Origin of the sequence: Flavobacterium sp. RSB2_4_14, from assembly GCF_051547085.1 — a bacterium.
In the GTDB taxonomy this organism is placed as follows: domain Bacteria; phylum Bacteroidota; class Bacteroidia; order Flavobacteriales; family Flavobacteriaceae; genus Flavobacterium.
The window spans coordinates 271,215-292,842 of record NZ_JBPTTL010000003.1; the positions used below are offsets into that span (position 1 = coordinate 271,215).

The 21,628-nt window shown below is 35.1% G+C and carries 15 protein-coding genes; 9 read left to right on the forward strand and 6 right to left on the reverse strand.

Features of this window, described 5'->3' with window-relative positions; genetic code table 11:
• The first annotated feature begins 96 nt into the window (after positions 1 to 96).
• The 3 genes from ACSVH2_RS08955 to ACSVH2_RS08965 all read left to right on the forward strand — a co-directional run bounded on the left by ACSVH2_RS08955 (position 97) and on the right by ACSVH2_RS08965 (position 5,154).
• Positions 97 to 1,299: an aminotransferase class I/II-fold pyridoxal phosphate-dependent enzyme gene (locus tag ACSVH2_RS08955; protein ID WP_438092828.1), complete on the forward strand. Its 1,203-nt coding sequence runs from the start codon at positions 97 to 99 to the stop codon at positions 1,297 to 1,299.
• 485 nt (positions 1,300 to 1,784) lie between these two features.
• On the forward strand, positions 1,785 to 3,791 hold the full coding sequence (locus ACSVH2_RS08960) for a DUF7619 domain-containing protein (protein WP_438092829.1): 2,007 nt from the start codon (positions 1,785 to 1,787) through the stop codon (positions 3,789 to 3,791).
• Positions 3,792 to 3,804: 13 nt separating this feature from the next.
• Positions 3,805 to 5,154, forward strand: coding sequence for a M28 family metallopeptidase (locus tag ACSVH2_RS08965; RefSeq protein WP_438092830.1), 1,350 nt, complete (start codon positions 3,805 to 3,807; stop codon positions 5,152 to 5,154).
• A 26-nt stretch (positions 5,155 to 5,180) separates the two neighbouring features.
• Here ACSVH2_RS08965 and ACSVH2_RS08970 read toward each other — a convergent pair whose 3' ends face one another.
• Complete coding sequence (locus ACSVH2_RS08970) at positions 5,181 to 6,209, reverse strand: hypothetical protein (RefSeq protein WP_438092831.1); 1,029 nt, start codon at positions 6,207 to 6,209, stop codon at positions 5,181 to 5,183.
• A 229-nt stretch (positions 6,210 to 6,438) separates the two neighbouring features.
• On the opposite strand from ACSVH2_RS08970, the gene ACSVH2_RS08975 reads away from it, so the two are divergent.
• Positions 6,439 to 7,491, forward strand: coding sequence for a hypothetical protein (locus tag ACSVH2_RS08975; protein WP_438092832.1), 1,053 nt, complete (start codon positions 6,439 to 6,441; stop codon positions 7,489 to 7,491).
• Positions 7,492 to 7,503: 12 nt separating this feature from the next.
• The gene (locus ACSVH2_RS08980; RefSeq protein WP_438092833.1) at positions 7,504 to 8,934 is read left to right on the forward strand and encodes an MBOAT family O-acyltransferase; all 1,431 of its coding nucleotides are present in this window, start codon (positions 7,504 to 7,506) and stop codon (positions 8,932 to 8,934) included.
• A gap of 27 nt (positions 8,935 to 8,961) precedes the next feature.
• On the opposite strand, the gene ACSVH2_RS08985 is transcribed toward ACSVH2_RS08980, so the two are convergent.
• The 3 genes from ACSVH2_RS08985 to ACSVH2_RS08995 all read right to left on the reverse strand — a co-directional run bounded on the left by ACSVH2_RS08985 (position 8,962) and on the right by ACSVH2_RS08995 (position 13,520).
• The gene (locus ACSVH2_RS08985) at positions 8,962 to 9,891 is read right to left on the reverse strand and encodes a polysaccharide deacetylase family protein (RefSeq protein WP_438092834.1); all 930 of its coding nucleotides are present in this window, start codon (positions 9,889 to 9,891) and stop codon (positions 8,962 to 8,964) included.
• Between the two features lie 17 nt (positions 9,892 to 9,908).
• On the reverse strand, positions 9,909 to 11,531 hold the full coding sequence (locus tag ACSVH2_RS08990) for an amidase (protein ID WP_438092835.1): 1,623 nt from the start codon (positions 11,529 to 11,531) through the stop codon (positions 9,909 to 9,911).
• A gap of 384 nt (positions 11,532 to 11,915) precedes the next feature.
• Positions 11,916 to 13,520 carry an ice-binding family protein gene (locus tag ACSVH2_RS08995; RefSeq protein ID WP_438092836.1) on the reverse strand — a complete coding sequence of 535 codons (1,605 nt, stop codon included), beginning with the start codon at positions 13,518 to 13,520 and terminating at the stop codon, positions 11,916 to 11,918.
• Positions 13,521 to 13,754: 234 nt separating this feature from the next.
• Between ACSVH2_RS08995 and ACSVH2_RS09000 the strand changes: the two genes are divergently transcribed.
• The 4 genes from ACSVH2_RS09000 to ACSVH2_RS09015 all read left to right on the forward strand — a co-directional run bounded on the left by ACSVH2_RS09000 (position 13,755) and on the right by ACSVH2_RS09015 (position 19,206).
• Positions 13,755 to 13,937 (forward strand): CAL67264 family membrane protein, encoded by a 183-nt coding sequence (locus ACSVH2_RS09000; RefSeq protein WP_438092837.1) that lies wholly within the window; start codon positions 13,755 to 13,757, stop codon positions 13,935 to 13,937.
• A gap of 61 nt (positions 13,938 to 13,998) precedes the next feature.
• Complete coding sequence (locus ACSVH2_RS09005) at positions 13,999 to 15,156, forward strand: DUF481 domain-containing protein (RefSeq protein ID WP_438092838.1); 1,158 nt, start codon at positions 13,999 to 14,001, stop codon at positions 15,154 to 15,156.
• 69 nt (positions 15,157 to 15,225) lie between these two features.
• Positions 15,226 to 16,920, forward strand: a complete 1,695-nt coding sequence (gene ettA, locus ACSVH2_RS09010; RefSeq protein ID WP_438092839.1) for an energy-dependent translational throttle protein EttA — start codon at positions 15,226 to 15,228, stop codon at positions 16,918 to 16,920.
• A 78-nt stretch (positions 16,921 to 16,998) separates the two neighbouring features.
• Positions 16,999 to 19,206 (forward strand): response regulator, encoded by a 2,208-nt coding sequence (locus ACSVH2_RS09015; RefSeq protein WP_438092840.1) that lies wholly within the window; start codon positions 16,999 to 17,001, stop codon positions 19,204 to 19,206.
• Here ACSVH2_RS09015 and ACSVH2_RS09020 read toward each other — a convergent pair.
• On the reverse strand, positions 19,203 to 20,453 hold the full coding sequence (locus ACSVH2_RS09020) for a DEAD/DEAH box helicase (RefSeq protein WP_438092841.1): 1,251 nt from the start codon (positions 20,451 to 20,453) through the stop codon (positions 19,203 to 19,205). The two genes, ACSVH2_RS09015 and ACSVH2_RS09020, sit on opposite strands and share 4 nt — an antisense overlap.
• A gap of 86 nt (positions 20,454 to 20,539) precedes the next feature.
• Positions 20,540 to 21,577, reverse strand: a complete 1,038-nt coding sequence (locus ACSVH2_RS09025) for a formimidoylglutamase (RefSeq protein WP_438092842.1) — start codon at positions 21,575 to 21,577, stop codon at positions 20,540 to 20,542.
• Positions 21,578 to 21,628 lie beyond the last annotated feature (51 nt).

Sequence of the window (21,628 nt, forward strand, 5' to 3'; positions counted from 1 at the left end):
TATTGATTTTTGTTTTAATAATAGACAACTTTGAACCACTTTAAACAATAGTAAACTATCTCAAAGAAAATCATTATAAACTTATAACTCCTAACTATGAATAATTTCCATCCTGCTGATAAAATTCAAGACCTGCAATACTTTGGTGAGTTTGGAGGAGTAAACCCTTCTATATCTGATAGTTCAACCTATACTTTTCTTTCGGCTAAAACCATGTTTGACACCTTTGAAGGCAATGCCGAAGGCTGTTATTTATACTCGCGTCACTCTTCGCCTATGAATTTATATTTAGGGCAAGCTTTAGCGGCTATGGAAGGAACCGAAAGTGCTAATGTAGCGGCTTCGGGAATGGGAGCGATTACACCCGTATTGATGCAGTTGTGTAGTGCTGGCGATGAAATCGTATCGAGCAGAACCATTTATGGTGGCACGTATGCCTTTATGAAAAATATGTTACCAAAGTGGAACATTAAAACCCATTTTGTAGATATAACAAAACTAGACCAAGTGGAATTGGCTATCACTCCGAATACCAAAGTATTGTATTGTGAAACGGTCAGTAATCCACTGTTGGAAGTTGCCGATATAGAAAACCTTGCCTTGATTGCCAAAACACATGGTATCAAGCTGGTTGTGGATAATACTTTCTCACCGCTATCAGTTTCTCCAGCAAAATTGGGCGCTGATATTGTCATTCACAGTTTGACCAAGTTTATCAATGGTAGTAGTGATACTGTGGGCGGTGTAGTATGTGCTTCGCAAGCATTTATTAACGATTTGAAGAATGTAAACGATGGCGCGAGTATGCTATTAGGTCCAACGATGGATAGTCTTCGTGCTGCCAGTATTCTAAAAAACTTACGCACGCTACACATCCGTATGAAACAGCATAGCCACAATGGGATGTATTTGGCACAACAATTTGAAAAAGATGGATTAAAGATTGTCTATCCAGGTTTGCCAAGTCATCCAAGTCATGAGTTGTATGCGACTATGATCAACCAAGAGTATGGTTTTGGTGGCATGATGACGATGGATGTAGGCACATTGGACAAAGCCAACGAACTAATGGAATTGATGCAACACCGAAACCTTGGCTATCTTGCTGTGAGTTTAGGATTTTATAAAACACTATTTAGTGCGCCAGGCACTTCTACTTCTTCCGAAATACCATTGGAAGAACAACACGAAATGGGACTAACAGATGGGTTAATTCGTTTTTCTATTGGCTTGGATAACGATATTGAACGCACCTATCAAATGATGAAACAGTGCATGAAGGAATTGGATGTATTGTAGTTTTTGTTACTTTTTTTATGAGCAAAATCCGTTGGTGTTTGATAACTAACGGATTTTTTGTTTTTGTTATTTTCAATGGATTGAAATTTATTGTTGATTTATTCGCCAACGGATTAAAATCCGTTGCTACAATATGCATCGTTCCTACGGAACTAGAATATTGCGAAAAAGCAATGAATTTTAGGTCAATTTTATACCATTTGTTCGGGTGTTGTTCGGGAATCCTTCGATAAAACCCCGAAAAACGGCACCTTTTCCGAACAAGACCCGAACAAAACCCGAACAAAACCCCAAAAATAACTTTTTTGAAACCCAAAATCTTTTATTCCTATCAGGGTTCAAAACCCTGATAGGGTTATTGGATATTAACAAATAATCCGCATTAGATTTCGTAATTGTTACTACTTTATTTTAGTTAATTCACCCTATTTAAAACTTTAGTACTAATTATTTTCATAATTTTATACATTGTAAAAAATATAGCGATGGTAAAGAACTACTTCTTGGGATTTTGTATGTTGTTTGGAGTAGTCTCTCAAGCACAGATTATTAATTTCCCCGATGCCAATTTTAAAAATGCTTTAATCAATAATTTGTGTGTAGATACCAACAATAATGGTTCTGGGGATGCAGATACCGACACTAACAATGATGGGCAAATTGATGTGAATGAAGCGGCAGCAGTAATAGGATTGTATGTGAATGATGCAGGGATTAGTGACCTCTCAGGGATTGCTAATTTTGTTAATATGACTACTTTGAGTTGCAATTATAATTCCCTTACTTTTTTTAGTGGTGCAGGTTTGCAAAACCTACTTTCTTTAGACTGCTCACACAACCAAATTACCGATGGGACTTTTAATTTAATGTCTAATTTACAGAGTATATCCATTAGTTATAATTTAATTACGGAGCTCGATTTGAGTAGCACAAGAGCCACTAACATTATTTGTAGTTTTAATCCAAATCTTGTTTTTATGAACATGAAGAATGGAGTTATTTCTACTTGTTTAATGCTGTTGATGATGCCACCTTGTGTTGATTATATGAATTCGGCTTTGACCCATATTTGTGTGGATGAAGAAGAATTGGCACTAATGGCTGGCGGGAATAACACCAGTTTTATAAATACGTATTGCCCATTATCGCCTAATCCTAATTTTAATATTATAAGCGGTTCAGCACAATATAATTGTGGTGGTACTGCTGTTCCATTGGCTAGTTTGCCGGTGAACATAAATTCTAGTATGGGTTCCATAACAGTGCTCACAAATGGATTAGGTTTTTTCAATCGTTATGTAGGTACAGGTACTTTTACCATTGTTCCATCCATGCAAAATTTACCTTATTTTACCGTGTCGCCACCATCGGTTTCGACTACTTTTGCGGCAACGGGTGATGCTTACAATACCGATTTTTGTCTTACGGCTGTTGGTGTTCATCCCGATTTGGAAGTGACACTAATTCCAGTAAGTAGAGCCAGAGCTGGTTTTGATGCCACCTATAAAGTGTTGATAAAAAATGTGGGAACACAAACGCAATCGGGTAGTGCAACAGTAACTTTTAATGATAATGTTGCCGATTTTGTTTCGGCGATTCCTGCAGTAACCTCACAAGCAGCAAACACATTGGTTTGGGATTTTACAGCTATTGCTCCTTTTCAAACCAGAGAATATTTATTGGTTTTGAACTTGAATGCGCCTATTGATACGCCACCGCTCAATAGTGGTGACATTTTGGACTTTACAGCACAACTTACTACTTCGTTAATTGATGAGACACCAGCCAACAATGTGTTTACTATGCGGCAAACGGTAGTCAATTCATTTGACCCCAATGATAAAACGTGTTTGGAAGGCACTCAAATAGCATTATCCGATGTTACTAAAGATTTGCATTATGTAGTGCGTTTTCAAAACACAGGAACAGCCGATGCTATCAATATTGTGGTTAGCGATATTATTCAAAACAACCTGAATGTAGCTACATTACAAATAGAGTCTGCTAGTCATCCGTACAGGGCCACTGTCTTTAATAATCAATTGAGTGTGTATTTTGACAACATTAATTTGCCTGCTTCTATAGTAAATGAACCAGCAAGTCATGGCTATGTAGCTTTTAAAATTAAACCCAAAAACACGGTAGGTTTAAATGATGTTATCAGTAATACGGCCAATATTTATTTTGATTTTAACTTTCCAATAGTGACCAATACCACATCGACAACGGTCGTAAATTTAGGAACGCCTAGTTTTACAACGGGTAGTTTGTTTTCAATATATCCTAATCCTACTCACGATATCTTGAATATTACTTTGGCGAATGCTAATGGTATTTTAAAACGAATCAGCATTTACAATACGCTAGGACAGTTATTATTAACAACAAATAATACAACATCATTGGATACAAGCGCTTTGTCACAAGGCATGTATTTTATTATGGTTGAAACAGACAAAGGAAAAGACACGCAACAATTTCTAAAAAAATAAACAAATAACTTTTATGAATAAATATTTACTACTCCTGGCTGTTATGGGTTCATTAACTCTAAATGCCCAAACAGATAGCCGCTTGTATGATATTATTGAAGGTGTATCAGCACAACGCATAGCTAAAGATGTAAAAACGCTAGCTGATTTTGGTACACGTAATACCTTTAGCGATACGGTTTCCACCACTAGAGGCATAGGTGCTGCTAGACGATTTATAAAGTCAGAGTTTGACAAAACCAGTAAAGCCTGCAACAACTGTTTGGAAGTGTTTTACCAAAAAGATTTGGTTACCCCAAAAGATGGCGATAGAATACCTAAGGAAGCTTATGTAGTCAATGTGGTAGCCATTCAAAAAGGGACAAAGTATCCTAATCGCTTTATCATTATGACAGGCGATATTGATAGCCGCAATTCTGATACAATGGATTTCACTACCGATGCTCCTGGTGCAAACGATAATGCTTCGGGCATGGCAGGTACTATGGAAGCGGCTCGAGTGCTTTCGAAATATAGTTTTGAAAACAGTATTATTTACTTAGGACTATCCGGTGAGGAGCAAGGACTTTTCGGAGGAAAAGGTTTTGCGGAGTATGCCAAAGCCAAAAATTGGGAAATCATAGGCGTGTTGAACAACGACATGATAGGCAATATTGAAGGGGTTGATGGTGTGATAGACAACCGCACATTCCGTATATTTTCTGAACCAACACCTGTTACTGAAACAGAGAGAGAACGCAATCAACGCCGTTTTTATGGAGGCGAAGTAGATGGAATATCCAGACAATTTGCACGTTATATTCATAAAACAGTAACGACTTACATGCCCGAAATGAACCCTATGATGGTGTATCGTTTGGATCGCTTTGGTCGTGGTGGACATCATCGTCCGTTTAATGATTTGGGCTATGCAGGTGTCAGAATAATGGAAGCTCACGAGAACTACAACCGTCAACATCAAAATACTAGAGTAGAGAATGGTATAAAATATGGTGATGTATTGGAAGGCGTTAACTTTGACTATGCTAAGAAGCTCACTGCTGTAAATGCTATTGTATTGGCCAGTATGGGTTGGTCACCACCACCACCAAAAAATGTCTCTATAGGTGGTGCTGTAGCTCCCGATACTGTTTTGAAATGGGAAACTCCAACTGATAATGACATTGCGGGTTACAAAATCTATTGGCGATTAACCACTTCGGCACAATGGGAAAACAGTCGTTTTGTGGGCAATGTTGCTACATTTACACTTAAAGGAATTGTGATAGACAACTTCAATTTTGGCGTAGCAACCGTTTATAAAAACGGACATGAAAGTGCCGTGGTATTTCCATCATCAGTGATTAGAAGTACTGGGAAGTAACAGCGTTACGACAGTAGTTATTCCGCTTATTCTTTAAGATAGGCTTCGAGTTTTTCTTTGATGTTGTACAAAGGAGAAGCAATAGCATTTACATATTGAAAATTGCCCTCGCGCTTGTTATCAATAGAAAGCTGAATAGGGCAAGCTTCACTCTGAATAGCATTGACTTTAAATTCAAGTTGTTCTGCATCGTACACCAAATAAGGCGCGCCAGAAGACCCAAAACGGAAGTAGCCTTTGATTAAATAACGCAAGCCTTCGAGTATGTAATTTCCACCTATACGCTCTTGGAAAATGCTGAAATGCTCTGTGAACCCATCAATTTGAGCTTTGTTGAGCAGTTTGCCCACTTCGCTTGTTGGCGAACTTTGTAGGCAATAATAATGGGTTTGTTCATCGCTTAAGATGGAGTAATCAATAGCCACACTTGGCATGCAATCCATCACTTCTTGTGGGGTATTCACAATTTTGTATAGCGCAATGTCATCACTATAAAACGCTTCTACCAGTTTTACTTCAATCAAAAACGTATGGCGATTGATAGCCGATTCAGCAAAGGAAGTAGTAGGAGTAAAGTGTTGTGCTAGTTCTGGAGTATTATAAAAAAGGTCGTTCTTGAATTGTACAATCAAATGCGTTTGGCAAATCTCTTTTTGCATTAACGTAATCCAACGGGTGTCAAAGTTGATTTGTTTTAGAATATCAATTATAAGTTGGTAATCGGCAGGGTTGTTACTGTTCCAATATCTTTTATTAGTAGTAACATCCAACACAAAACAATTCTCAAAATGTTGTGCTTGTATGGGATTTAGTAAGGGCAAAATCTCAGAGGTATAGATATTTTGGGCAATAGATTTAAAGATTTTTGCTTCTACTTTTAAGTTGTGTGCCACCGATAGTATATACCCATTGCCAATATGAAAAGCACAAATATTGTTTTCAAAATGTCTTCTGTGCGGTTCATCAGCGTTTTGTACCCACATAATCCGAAACAAAGGTGATGTTTGTTCGTTAGTGAGCTCTAATTGTTTGAGAAGTCTATTGTTTGGTGTCATAAAGAGAAATATATATAAAATAACAAGTATCAAATATAGCAAAGTAAACATACGCTAAGTACGATACTGTTACTTATTAACAAGAATAAAGTTAATAAATAAAGAAGCAAATTAATGTTTTGTATTATTAATTGGTTAAATTTGAAATAGATAACAGTAAAATCTGCCACAATCATTTCCCCACTTGATTAGATTTTATAAAAGATTATTCCTAACCAAACCAACTATTATGAATGACAAAACTATTTTTAAGTCAGCAGTACTAACATTATTTTTGGTGTTAACTGCTGTGGTGAGTTATGAAATTTACTTACGAGGAGAAGGTATTCCCGCTGATTTTGATGACGATTCGCCTTTATGGGCAGACAGTAGGGTCAAGGCCTGCGAATCTGCTGACAAGACCATTGTTTTTATTGGTTCTTCTCGTATCAAGTTTGATTTAGATATTCCTACTTGGAACAGTTTAACAAGTGTAGAGCCCATACAGTTAGCTATGGTGGGTAGTTGCCCAAGACCTGTTTTGGAAGACTTGGCAAACGATCCTAACTTCAAAGGTAAATTAGTAATTGATGTTACCGAAAGGTTGTTTTTCAGTAATGCGCCACCCAATCAAGAAACTCCCAATAAAAATATTAAATACTTTCATGATAGAACACCAGCTCAATATGCTAGTTTTGAAATTAGCAAAGTATTGGAGTCACAGTTTGCTTTTTTAGATAAAAATAATTTATCACTTAGTGCCGAGTTAGATGCATTAGAATTACAAAGTCGTCCAGGTGTTTTTATGATGCCTATTTTTCCAACACTTTTTGATAGAACTACTTATGAAAGACAATCCTACATGACCGAAAGTTTTGTAGCTGATACGGTTCAACGCAATAAAGTTAAAAGTATTTGGGCATTCTTTTCTAAAGGTGCTAAAATGGCTCCACCACCAAAACAAGCAGAATATGATGCTATTTTTAAATCTGTAGTGGCTAATATCAATAAGATTAAAGCGCGTGGTGGCGAAGTAGTGTTTGTCAGAACACCATCAAGTGGTAGTTTCTATCAAGAAGAAAGTATGGGTTTTACGAGGGAAAGGTTTTGGGATAGATTGTTAAAAGAAACCAATTGTCCGGGTATTCATTTTAAGGATTATCCAGCCATAGCCAACTTTGATTGTCCAGAATTATCTCATTTAAAAAGATCGGATGCGGTTATTTTTACTAAACATTTCTTCGAGCTATTGAGCCAACATGATGGCTTTACCTATTTGAAACAAACTAATCCAACCCACTAAACTAGCGCTATTATGGTATTTAACTCTTATACATTCGTCGCCTTTTTTATACTTATACTGTTTCTGCATAATTTGCCATTGTCATGGAAAACAAAAAAGGTAAATCTATTACTAGCTAGTTATATATTTTATGCAGCTTGGAATCCACCTTTCATACTATTATTATGGTTGTCAACAGTAATTGATTTCTTTGTTGGTAGAGCGTTGTACACTCAAGAGAATTCGCATAAAAAGAAACTACTACTCGTAGTGAGTTTGATAGGTAACCTTGGGATGCTTTGCTTTTTTAAGTATGGCACATTCTTGTTAGACAACTTTGTAGCCCTGACACATGTTGTTGGAATTGATTTCAATCCTGCTAAACCTAATATTATACTTCCTGCTGGAATTTCATTCTATACGTTTACCACATTGTGTTATACTATTGATATGTACAAAAAAGAAAGCAAACCAGTTCAATCATTACTTGATTTTTCTTTGTTTGTTACCTTCTTTCCTCACTTGGTTGCCGGACCTATTGTTCGTCCACCACAACTAGTACCTCAGTTTGAAAGTCCGAGAGTAGCTTCACGTAAGCAACTGTTAGATGGATTATTATTACTCACCTTAGGGTTGTTTATGAAAGTGGTCTTGGCCGATAGTATGCTTTCTTCAACAGCAGATTCAATATTTGATTCTAGTGGTGTGTTGCCAGTATTGGATGCTTGGATAGGTGTTTTTGCTTTCTCGGGTCAAATATTTCTGGACTTTGCAGGTTATTCAACTTGTGCTATTGGGGTGGCATTATGCCTTGGTTTCGTGCTACCACAAAACTTTAATTATCCTTACGCTGCCATTGGTTTCACTGATTTTTGGCGTCGTTGGCACATTACCTTGTCCAGTTGGTTACGCGATTATTTATACATTCCATTAGGCGGAAGCAGAAACGGAAAAGCAAAAATGTATTTTGCCTTGATGATGACGATGCTTTTGGGCGGTTTGTGGCATGGTGCCAATTGGACTTTTGTCGCTTGGGGTGGATTGCACGGTTTATACCTTTGGGTAGAGAAATATTTTAGAGATAAAACGGGTGTACATAGTGATCACAAACCAAGTGCAAATACATTAACTAATTTTGGTTTTGCGCTGCTCACTTTTATGTTAATCAACATCACTTGGGTATTCTTTAGAGCTGATACTTTTACAAGATCATGGGGAATGTTGCAATCCATGTTTGGAATGGCAGTAGATGGTAAACCATTATTGACCACCTTAGCTATACTTAAAGTTGCTGTGATTGTTCCATTGATTGTTTTGTGTCATTGGTTTTTACGCAATACCAAAGTTCTTGACGTGGCTTATAAGCTATCCTGGTTTTGGTTAGGAATTATTTGGTCGGCTATGTTGTTAGTGATTATTTGGGCACAGGAAAGTGGCAGTTCATTCATTTATTTTCAATTTTAAATACTAACTAAATCAATATTTATGATTTTAATCCTTCAATATTATTGAACTTCCTCCTTTGATTGCATAAACATTATTATTCTTTTTAATATAAATGTCTATTGCACTTAGATTGGTAACCACGCTTTTGTCTACTGAGAATTTAAGGTTTCTATAGGCATGAATATAATCTACCAATGCTATCTGTGTGGTGTAATATATTGCCTTATTGTTAGCCACCATTTTAAAGAACTTGTCCACTTCTTCCCAGCGAGTTTGGTATTCCCAACTGTGTCCCCAAACATCTAATAAAGCCAACTCTTTTGTAGTGAGAAAACTAGTTATCAGTTGATAGAAACTGTCTAACTCCTTTTTATCATTTTCAGGATTATTGGGTTCCCAAAAAGCTTTGGCAAATTGATGGATACTAGGATGCCATTTTAAAAAATCTTTAGGGATGCTGAAGTTATATGTATCATCTACCGTTCTGGCATATTCAATTCCCAATCCTGATATAGCATCAATTACAACATCATTATTGTTGCCAAAAGGATATGCCATTCCTCTAACAGGAATACCTATTAATCGTTCTAATTCTTTTCTATCTTCTGCTACTTCATAAACAATATCAACTTTTGAAAGTGTTGTTAAATTGGGATGGTTGGCACTGTGTACTGATACTTCATGACCTTTAAACAGGTCTTTTATTTCAGCTTTCGTAAGGTAATCGTTGGTGCCTAGTTTATTGGAGTTCAAATGAAAAGTTCCTATGAGATTATAATCATTAAGTAGTTTTACTAATCTTCTGTCGTCGGCACGGCCATCGTCATAACTTAAAATTAGCGCTTTTGTTTTGCCTTCGGGGAAAAGCATTTCAATGGGAATACCACTTTTAGCAAGAGCTAGATTGGCTTGTGCTTTCATGTATTGAATGGAAAGACAAAGTAAAAAAGTAAGTGATAAAATTATATTTTTCATAGTTGAAAATGAATTGTTTAATCCAGAAATGCTTTTTGGAATGTTGGTTTTACTCTGTTTTTGGATGCTTGTTCATAGGCATATCCCAACGTTATTATTTCTCCTTCTTGGTAGGCACCACTAAAGAATGATAGTCCTACCGGAAGGTCATATACTTTTCCACACGGCACACTAATGTGTGGATAACCACTCATGGCTGCCGGTGCGGTTAGGAACACATCGCCCCAACGGTCACCATAAATGGTGTCTATGCTACACGATGGTCCCATGGTTATTCCTGTTATGGCGTTGAGGTTGTGTTTTTTTATTATGGTGTCAATGATTTTCTTAGCACCGTTATGGCTGTTCTCTAATGCTTTGAGGTATTCTTTGCTGTACAATCCTGCTTTTGCTTGGGATTGTTCTAGGAGTTCTTGCTTAAAGGTAGGCATGGCTTTGTCTTCGTTCTTTTTATTGAAATCAATAACGTCTTGTAATGATTTTACTTTGGCATTGGCGGAAGCCAAGTAGTTGTTCAACCCGCTTTTAAATTCATATCGCATCACTTCTCCTTCATTCTTGCCCAATTCGTTTATACTGTCCAGATAGTCTATTTCTATAATTTCTGAGCCTTGTTGTTTTAGGGTTGCTATGGCTTTATCCTGCAGGTTGTTGAGTAATGGATTGGTATATTTCTTCTTTTCAACGCCAATTCTTTTTCCTTTTAAACCATTGGCATCGCAAAATTTGGTGTAGTTGCCTGTTTGTTTGCCTTCGCTTTCTTTGGTTATAGTATCATTGGCATCAACGCCGAGTAATGCATCTAACAGTATGGCAGCATCTTTAACGGTTCTTGCCATTGGACCTGCAGTATCTTGAGTGTGTGAAATAGGAATGATGCCCGAACGACTTAGTAAACCGACAGTTGGTTTAATGCCCACTGTACCATTTACGGAAGCTGGACAAACGATAGAACCATCGGTTTCGGTGCCAATTGCTACTGCACATAAGTTTGCTGACACAGCAACGCCCGAACCAGCACTTGAGCCACAAGGAGAATGGTCTGTGATATATGGGTTTTTGGTTTGTCCGCCACGGCTACTCCAACCTGAAGAGGAACTGGTAGAACGGAAGTTTGCCCATTCGCTTAAATTAGTTTTACCCAACAACACGGCTCCTGATTCTCTTAGTTTTTGTATAGTAAAGGCATCTTTACTAGCAATATTTCCCATCATTGCAATTGAACCAGCGGTAGTCATCATTTTATCGGCAGTATCTATATTTTCTTTTATTAGAACTGGAATGCCATGCATAGCACCTCTTGTTTTGCCATCTTTTCGTTCTTTGTCCATGGCTTTGGCAATGTCAAGCGCATCAGGGTTGAGTTCGATAACGGCATTTAATTTGGGTCCGTTTTTATCGATGGCTTCTATGCGTTCTAGATACATCTTGGTTATTTGTTCTGAAGTGTATTTTCCAGAAGCCATTTTGTCTTGAAGTTCACTAATAGTGATTTCGTTTAATTCAAAATCATCCTTGGTGGTTGTATCGCCTGCTTCTGTTTTATTCTCTGTTGGTTTGTCAGTGCAAGATGTTGCAAGCAAAGTGGCTACACCGGCAGCAGCAAGCGTAGAGCTGGTTAGAAAATCTCTTCTTTTCATAAGTATGTTAGCTTATTAGATTGTTGGATTTATAGACTGTTATGTAAATATAGTAATAATGTTATGGACTACAAAAATCTTATTTGGATAGTTGCGTTAGCAGGAATAGTTATTATTTGGTTGTGAAAAGAAGTTACTATGGAGCTAGATGGAGTTACTCTCTAAATTTTATAGGAATGTTTTAAAATAGGATGGCATTAGTAGGGAATTGAGAGGCAGGAACTTTTATGACAGTACAAACGACTAATGCTGCCCCAACAGTTGATGTTAAAACCGTTACCGATATTGTTTTTGTAATGAAAGAAGGTATGGTTTATAAATAAGTCTATAAACAAAGAAATCCACTTCGGGAAGAAGTGGATTTCTAAAATATTGAATTTTATATTATTTTGATATCAATTTTCCGGATTGGATTACAGTATCATTACTTATTATTTTATAAAAATAAATAGTAGAAGATAATCCGCTCATATCAATTGTGGTTGTATTTGTTAGATTAGCTTTTAACACTTCACGTCCATATATATCATACAATATCATCTTGGTATTGTTGCTATCAAAGGTGTCACTTATTTTAACATTTATTAATGTGTCAAAAGGATTTGGATAAATGATAACTTTTTGTGTATCGTTTAATGTAACAGTTCCCATAGTAGAACACCCCATTGGCATAGTCGCGTTAATTGCTGCCGTACTTAATGCTCCGTTAGTAGTAAAAGCTCTTCCTTCGAGTATAACTCCAGTTGTTAAATCTACAGCTCCATTATTGGCAACAAGAGTTCCTTTAAATTCTGAAAAGTCACTAATTATTACCGCACCAGAAACTTTCCAAAACACATTCTTAGCTTGTGCACCGTTCATTAAAATTACATTGGCATAAGTACTTGTAGAAAGTGCACCATTGATTTTAATAACAAATACGGCATTAGGATTATTTTGTGCGTTTAAATACAAATTACCAGTTAAAACAGTTGCTGCATTTAATAAGTAGGTATGAGGAGTTAAAACAAGATTATTCCCAAATTGTGCAGGATATAATAATTCTATTTCAAAAGGTAATAAATTTAAAAAATTGTAAACTCCAGTTAAATCAGTTGCTGCTTGTGCTGTTGAAGTATCAGGAATCGGATGAATATTTCCATTTACATTTAAAGCATTAAAACCAGTTGTTAATCCTACGTTGGTACCAACATCGCCTGTTATTGTTGAAACTCCTGCATTGGTAACATATCCGTTAGAAGAAAATATAGCATAACATTCAGTTGAATTTAAAGGTGGTGGTGTTGGACCATTTAAAACTGGGCTTCCACAACCAATAGGAGTATATGATAATACACCGTCAACATCTATAGAACCTGATGTAGAAAGAGCTCTTCCTTCTAATGATACACCTGTACTCATTATAATTGCTGCATTATTTGCTACTATTGTTCCTTTCATTTTTGTATTGGTAGCCAAACTAACCAATCCTTCTATTTTCCAAAAAACATTACAAGCTAAGGCACCATTAATTAATTTAACTTCAGCATTGGCACTTGAAGCAAATGCTCCACCTATTTGGAATATCCAAACTGCGTTTGCATTATTTTGTGCATCAAGTGTTAAATCCAAGTTCAAAGAAGCAACACTAGAAATAGAATATATTCCGGGAGGAAGTATTTGTCCGTTTCCTAACAATGGAGCAGGAAAGTAATTTGGAATAGCACTATTTAATTCACCATAGGCTGCTAATAAATCTGTTCCGCATTGAGCACTTGTTCCATTCCCGTCATGCATTACTCCATTTACATTCCCAAAGCCTGTACTAGAACCACTATTGGTCCCAACATTTCCAGTGATTAACGAAGTTCCGGTATTTCTAACGGCACCAACACTTGTAAATAATTCAAAATTTGCTGCGGTTCCTAAGTTTGGAGCTTGTCCAAAAATTACATTCTGAATAAAAAATAGCGATACTACTATTATTCTATTAAGTAGGTTTTTTTTCATTTTTAAATATTTAATTGTGAATTAATTTTCACGCTACAAAGTTCAAGTAAATGGATTGTTGGGCTATTGTTTAATTTAATATATAAGTTACATCATTCACAGATTTTAGTGGGTTTAGTAGATTTTATTAATCAGAATTTAATATTAACTCTGAGTACGAAAATTTCTATTTGTAATTTATTAAATTAGAAAATTTCACGATATTTGCTTTTTATAAAAATAAATACGTAACACATGGGAATGAATAAAAACACGGTGCTGGGTTGGGCTACTTTTATAATGATTATTATGGGATTAGTTCTTATTGGATTGGGAATTTACCGTTATGCAGATGTTGCCGGTTGGGGTTTTGGAACTGTTGGCGTGGGTTTTTTAGCCAATGCTTGGGTATTTAGTTCGCTCAAAGGAAGAGTTTAATAACGTTGTGTTATAGTTCCATCAATTGATGGACGTTTTATAACATTGTTTGGGTAGTATAATGATAAAATATATAAAAGTATTAATCTTATTCATTTTGATTTTTCCGATGCTTTTATGTGCCCAAAAAACAGATACAATTAATAATCAAAAGAATTCTAATCTTCCTAATAAATTAGTTATAGATTCTACTTCCGATGCAAAACTAACTGATACTATAAAACCTATTTCCACTGTAAAAAATGAAGAAATAGTAACACCTGATATTTTATATCTAACTAATGGCGATAAACTATCGGGCAAACTTATTTCTTTTGAACAAGGACGAATGCGTTTTGATGCTCAAGGACCAGGCATAATATATGTAAAATGGTATAAGATAAAATCTATTGGTTGTGGTAGTAAACTCTATCGAGTAGAAAGTACTAGCGGAGAAATTTTTAAAGGAAGAATTATAGATTCACCTGTTAGTGGTGAAATCACGGTGTTGAGTATACCCAAACAAGATTTGAAATTTCAAAATATTTCAAGAATTTATGCGCTTGAATCGGAATGGTATAAAGGATTTAAAGGCGATTTAGGTGGCGGTGTGAGTTATACTAAATCTTCGGATGTACTTCGAATAAATGCAGAAAGTAATTTGTATTATGTTATTCCACGCTGGCGATTTATTAATGCCTTTTCATATATCTCAACTTCTACTGCCGACTCTGAATTTTCAGAAAGAATTCAATTTTCATTAGAGGCATTTTATGCTTTGCGAAAAAAATGGTTTGTTTATGAACAGAATTCTTTTAATAGAAATGATGAGTTGGGAATAGATGCTAAGATTTCGTTTGGTGCAGGTGCAGGTAATAATCTTGTATTAACCGAGATACAAAAGTTACAAATTTTTACGGGTATTCTTCAGAATTTTGAAAAGAACATACAAATAGATGAGTTTAACTCCAATGTTGAATGGCAAGCAACCTTACAACACACTTTTTATAGTTTTCTGAAGCCGAATTTAACAGCATCGACAGCTCTTAGTTCTTTTGTTGGAATTACAGAAACGAGTAGATACCGTTTTGATGCTACTACTGATCTAACTTGGGAGTTTGTGACTAATTTTAAATTGCAATTTTCTTTCTACTTTAACTATGACAATAAAAAAATCCAAGGGAAGAATAGTGAAACCGATTATGGTCCGATACTTTCCTTTTTGCTTGATTTAAAATAAAATCATTTTTAAAATTCTTTTTTTTAAAACTATCTTTGTGAACTTAATTTTTAAATAATACCCAACAATATGTCAGACGATAAGAAAGTAATTTTCTCAATGCAACGCTTGAGTAAATCGTATCAAGGAAGTGATAAACAAGTATTAAAAAACATCTATTTGAGTTTCTTTTATGGAGCAAAGATTGGAATTCTGGGGTTAAACGGTTCGGGAAAATCTTCGTTATTGAAGATTATAGCTGGTGTAGATAAAAACTACCAAGGCGATGTGGTTTTTCAACCGGGTTATACTGTGGGATATCTTGAGCAAGAACCCAAACTTGATGAGTCTAAAACCGTATTAGAAGTTGTAAGTGAAGGTGTGGCAGAAACGGTTGCTTTATTAGATGAATTCAACAAAATCAATGATAGTTTTGGTTTGCCAGAAGTATATGAAGATGCCGATAAAATGGATAAACTCATGGCTAGGCAAGCAGAGTTGCAAGATAGAATTGATGCTTGTGGCGCATGGGAATTGGACACCAAATTAGAAATTGCCATGGATGCGTTACGAACTCCAGAAGGTGATATGCCAATTAGTGTATTATCTGGTGGTGAAAAACGTCGTGTGGCTTTGTGTCGTTTGTTATTACAACAACCCGATGTATTACTTTTGGATGAGCCAACCAACCACTTAGATGCTGAAAGTGTATTGTGGTTAGAGCAACATTTAGCACAATATGCAGGAACGGTAATTGCTGTTACCCACGATAGGTATTTCTTGGATAACGTTGCTGGATGGATTTTGGAACTCGATAGAGGAGAAGGTATTCCATGGAAAGGAAACTACTCTTCATGGTTAGACCAAAAGACAAAACGCATGGAGCAAGAAGAGAAAGTAGCTTCCAAACGCAGAAAAACATTAGAACGTGAGTTGGATTGGGTTCGACAAGGTGCTAAAGGAAGACAAACCAAACAAAAAGCCCGTTTACAGAACTATGATAAACTCTTGAACGAAGACCAAAAAGAATTAGACGAAAAATTAGAAATCTACATTCCTAATGGTCCAAGATTAGGAACCAATGTAATTGAAGCTAAAAATGTATCCAAAGCTTTTGGCGAAAAATTATTGTATGATAATTTAAATTTCACTTTGCCACAAGCAGGTATCGTTGGAATTATTGGGCCAAATGGTGCTGGTAAATCCACTATTTTCAGAATGATAATGGGAGAAGAAAAAGCAGATGCTGGGACTTTCACAATAGGTGACACCGTAAAGATTGCTTATGTAGATCAATCCCATTCCAATATTGATCCTAATAAATCGATTTGGGAAAACTTTTGCGACGGTCAAGAATTGATTATGATGGGTGGAAGACAAGTCAATTCTAGAGCTTATTTGAGTAGGTTTAACTTTGGCGGAAGCGAGCAAAACAAAAAAGTATCCGCGCTTTCTGGTGGAGAACGCAACCGTTTGCATTTGGCCATGACCTTGAAAGAAGAAGGAAACGTATTGCTGTTGGATGAGCCAACCAATGATTTGGATATCAATACGCTTCGAGCTTTGGAAGAAGGTTTAGAAAACTTTGCTGGTTGTGCCGTGGTTATTAGTCACGACAGATGGTTTTTGGATAGAATTTGTACCCATATTTTAGCTTTTGAAGGCAACTCCGAAGTGTACTATTTTGAAGGCGGTTTTTCTGAATATGAAGAAAATAAAAAGAAACGATTAGGGGTTGATGTTACTCCAAAACGAATTAAATATAGAAAGTTGATTAGAAATTAACTTAAAGACATAAAAATCCTGATAAATCAGGATTTTTTTTTGAATATTAATTTTATATTTGATGACTTAACTAACCCAATGATTAGGATTAAACACATTTGTTTCCTTTTATTGTTTCTATTTTCCTTTTCAACTCTTGTTGCCCAAGATAATACTAAAGAAAAGGAAGCGATAGAGAAATTAATCAATGATGCCGTTGTTGATTATATGGACTCACAGTATGACAAGGCATTAGAAACTTCGAAGCAGGCTTTAATGAAATCTTTTGCAATTGATGATAATTTATTAATTGCTCAGTCCTACAACACTATTGGGGTAATTTTTAATGAATGTTCAGACTCTAAAAAAGCAATTGAGTTTTATGAAAAAGCATTAACCTATGCTCAAAAAGAGAATAATGACATACTGTTTAATTGGATTTACAGTAATTTAGGTAGTGTTTATTATTTTAATAAGATTGATGTTAATAAAGGAATTGTTTATTACAAAAAATCCCTTTTTTATGCCGAAAAAATAAAAGATACGGTTCAGATTGAATATACTAAACTCAATTTGGCAAGTGCTTATTTTGCCATAAAAAAATATGATTTAGGAAACGAACAAATTAATGCAGTTCGGGAACAAATTTTAAAGAACGATAATCAAGAATCTAAGCTATCTTTAAACTTGTTGATGGGTATTTATTCTAGTAATACCAATAAAAAGTTACTAGCTGAACAACATTTTTTTACAGCACAAAAAATTGCAATTGACAATGGTTTAGATTCTTATTTAATTAATATTTACGAAAACCTTGTTAATCATTATAAATTACATAATGAAAGCAAAAATGTCACAATATATCAAGCCAAATTAGACTCACTAAGCAAAGTTGTCTATTCAAATGAAAAGTTAGATGGTTTAAAGAAAGCTGCCAATCAAATTGAGTTAGATGAATATAAAATTCAACTTGAGCGAATAGAGAAAGTAAATGAAGAACATCAAAAAAATTTAAAAGATTCAAAACTAATTGTCATTCTCTTTCTTGTTATTCTCATCGTCTTACTGTTGTTATTATTGACATTATATAAAAACATTAAGTTGCGCGAACAAGCCAACCTTGAATTGCTAATTTCAAATGAAGCATTAAAAGAAGCAAAAGAAAAAGCAGAAGAAGCGTCTAAACTGAAATCACAGTTTGTTTCTACCATTACTCATGAACTAAGAACGCCTTTATATGGTGTTATTGGAATAACCAATATCATTTTAGATGAGCATAAAGAATTAGGCAATAGTCCGCATTTGAAATCTTTAAAATTCTCAGCTAAATATTTGCTTTCATTGGTGAATGATATTCTTCAAATGAATAAGATTGAAGAAAAGCGCATTGTTCTAGAAAACCTGATTTTTAACTTGACCGATGAAATCACCACCATTAAAAATTCTGTTGAGTATATAGCGGACAAAAATAACGATAAATTCACCGTCGAAATTGATACGGCAATTCCTGAATTTTTAATTGGAGATAAACTCAGATTATCTCAAATCATTATGAATTTAGTGAGCAATGCATTGAAGTTTACCAAAAATGGAGAAGTTTCACTCACTGCCGATTTGAAAAAAGTTGAAAATAAAACGTACTTCATTGAGTTTAAAGTAAAAGATACTGGAATAGGAATTGCAAAAGAAGATCAAGAGAAAATCTTTGACAAGTTTGTTCAAATTGAACGTAAAGAGGAAGATTATCAAGGAACAGGACTTGGTTTATCAATTGTATCGAGATTAGTCAATCTTTTTGATAGTGAAATTCATTTAGAAAGTGAAGAAAATGTTGGCACTACTTTCTTTTTTACAATTGGTTTTGAATATGATGAAGAAAAATCAAAAGAGATTATCAACAATATAGTAGTTGACTTATCAGATAACCATCAACTATATAATATTTTGGTGGTAGAAGATAATAAAATAAACCAAATGGTCACCAAAAAAATTATTCAAAATACCAATATGGCTTGTACCATTGTTGATGATGGCTATGCTGCCATGGTTGCCATAGAAAGAGAACATTTTGATTTGATTTTGATGGATATCAATATGCCATTAATTAATGGATTTGAAACAACCCGAAAAATAAGAGAAAAAGGCATAAAAACACCCATTATTGCGTTAACTGCGTTTGATAAACAAGAAGTAACGGAAGAAGCACTTGCAGCCGGAATGAATGATATTATGGTGAAACCTTTTGAACCTTCTAAATTATTCCAAGTCATCAATAATAATATCAAAAACAAAAAAAGCGTTGATTAATACCAACGCTTTTTATTTTTCTTTGAAGCTTCCGATTTTCTAGAATTACTTCCTTCGGGTTTCTTTTTATTTCTCAAATCTGGTTTTGCATCTGTATTAGGTTCACCATCTTTCCAAGGAAAAGGATGGTCTTTTATTGTTTTGACATTCACTTTAATCAGTTTTTGAATGTCTTTCCAGTATGGTTCTTCATCTTTGGCACAAAAGGAAATAGAAATTCCACCATTTCCAGCGCGACCTGTTCTACCAATTCGGTGGACATAGGTTTCGGGAATGTTTGGCAAGTCAAAATTGATTACATAAGGCAAACTTTCAATATCAATGCCTCGAGCAGCAATATCTGTAGCTACTAGTACTGTGATTTCCTTGTTTTTGAAATGATCTAAAACACGTTGACGTGCTGTTTGCGATTTGTCACCATGAATGGCTTCAGCATTGACACCATGTTTTTTCAAAGCTTTTACCACATTGTCGGCACCGTGTTTTGTTCTAACAAAAACCAATACATTGTTGAGGTTTTCATTACGTATCAAATGGTATAATAAACCGCGTTTGTTTTCTTTATCTACAAAGTAAATTTGTTGTTCGATAATTTCTGCCGTTGAAGAAACTGGAGTAACAGAAACATATTCTGGTTTGTTCAAAAAAGTATCGGCTAGTTCTCTAATAGCCATTGGCATGGTTGCCGAGAAAAGTAACGTTTGTCTATTAGTTGGAACTAATTTCACAATTTTTCTAACATCGTTAATGAAACCCATATCAAGCATCAAATCTGATTCGTCTAAAACTAGGTAATGCAGATTATCAAAATCAATGAATCCTTGTTTGTGTAAATCCAATAATCTCCCTGGTGTGGCGATAAGAATATCAACGCCTTTTTTTAATTGGTCAACTTGTGGAACTTGCGAAACACCACCAAAAACAGTTAGTTGTCTGATATTGGTATATTTTCCATAGGTGTCAAAACTTTCTCCAATTTGAACGGCTAATTCACGTGTAGGTGTTACAACCAAACAACGAATTTCTTTAGTTTTTTTGGATGAGCCTATCATTCTATGAAGGTTATGTATAATAGGAATAGCAAAAGCTGCTGTTTTTCCGGTTCCGGTTTGTGCGCAACCTACTAAATCTTTTCCTGCTAAAATAAAAGGAATTGCTTTTTCTTGAATAGGAGTTGGGCTTGTGTATCCTTCTTCAAAAACGGCTCTTTGAATACTTTTGGATAATGATAAATCTTCGAATAACATAAATAATACTTACGATTAAGTGTAAGTTGGCACAAAGATAAGGTTTTTAAATTTGTTAGTTATTTATGGTGTGAAAACAGGATATTTTACAATAATTCCTTTCTCGATTTAATAAAATCAGTAACCAAATAGCCAATTAATTTTCCGATGAGATGATTGTTTTTTTCTTCTCCAAGTTCGGGTGCGCCTTCACAGATATGAAGATAAGCTGCATTTTTATTTTTGCCAAAAAAATACACAAACTGTCGCAATTCTTCTACCGAAAAACCACTCATAGTCATGGCGCTAGTGGCAATATTAGGTAAAGCATCTAAGTCAATTTCGATGCCAAAGGCATCATTTTTAACAAAGTCTAAAGCTGTGTTCAGTTCTTGTTGAAAGTTTTTTTGTTGGCGCACTTTGATTTCGTCATAAGTATTAAAACAAACTCTGTCTTCAATTTTCTTTAAATTATCGAGTACATTTTTAGAGGTGTAATTTTCATGCAATCCGAAGATGAAATATTTTTTCAAAAATCCTTCTTCGTAGGCATAAGAAAATCCGTTTCCGCTGTGTCTTCCTTCCAAAATTCTAAAATCGGAATGTGCATCAAAGTTGACAGCATTAATTGGTTTTCCAAGTCCAAGTGCTGTTCCTTTTATATTGCCATAGGCGTTGTTATGGCCACCACCAATGATTATTGGAATTTTACCACACTTGATGATGCAACTAACAAAGTGTACGACTTCTTTATCAATTTTGTGGACAAGATCGCTTAATAATTTTCTATCGGCAGTTTTGTGGAAATCCAAATCTTTGGCTAGTTCCATTTCTTCAGAAATATCGATGGTTCCCAAAACAATAATTTGACTTCCTTTACAAAACCTATTGTGTTGAATATTCGCAATACTACTAATGGCACTTTTCCATGCTGATGCTGCTCCAGGACGACCAAAATTGGCTCTAATGCCTACATCTTCAGGAATTCCTAAAATGACATATTTTGCTTCACAATTTTTCAAAAAGTCGATACAATTTTCTCCTTTTGGAAAAGTGATCATTTTTTCGCCAAATTTCACTTCACCACTTCTGTGATTGGTCACTTTTGCTAAATCGGTAATTGAAAAAGGAATTAATCGTTCCATTTGGATTATAATATTTTCTCAAAAATATAATATAATTGCTTATTTCACGTT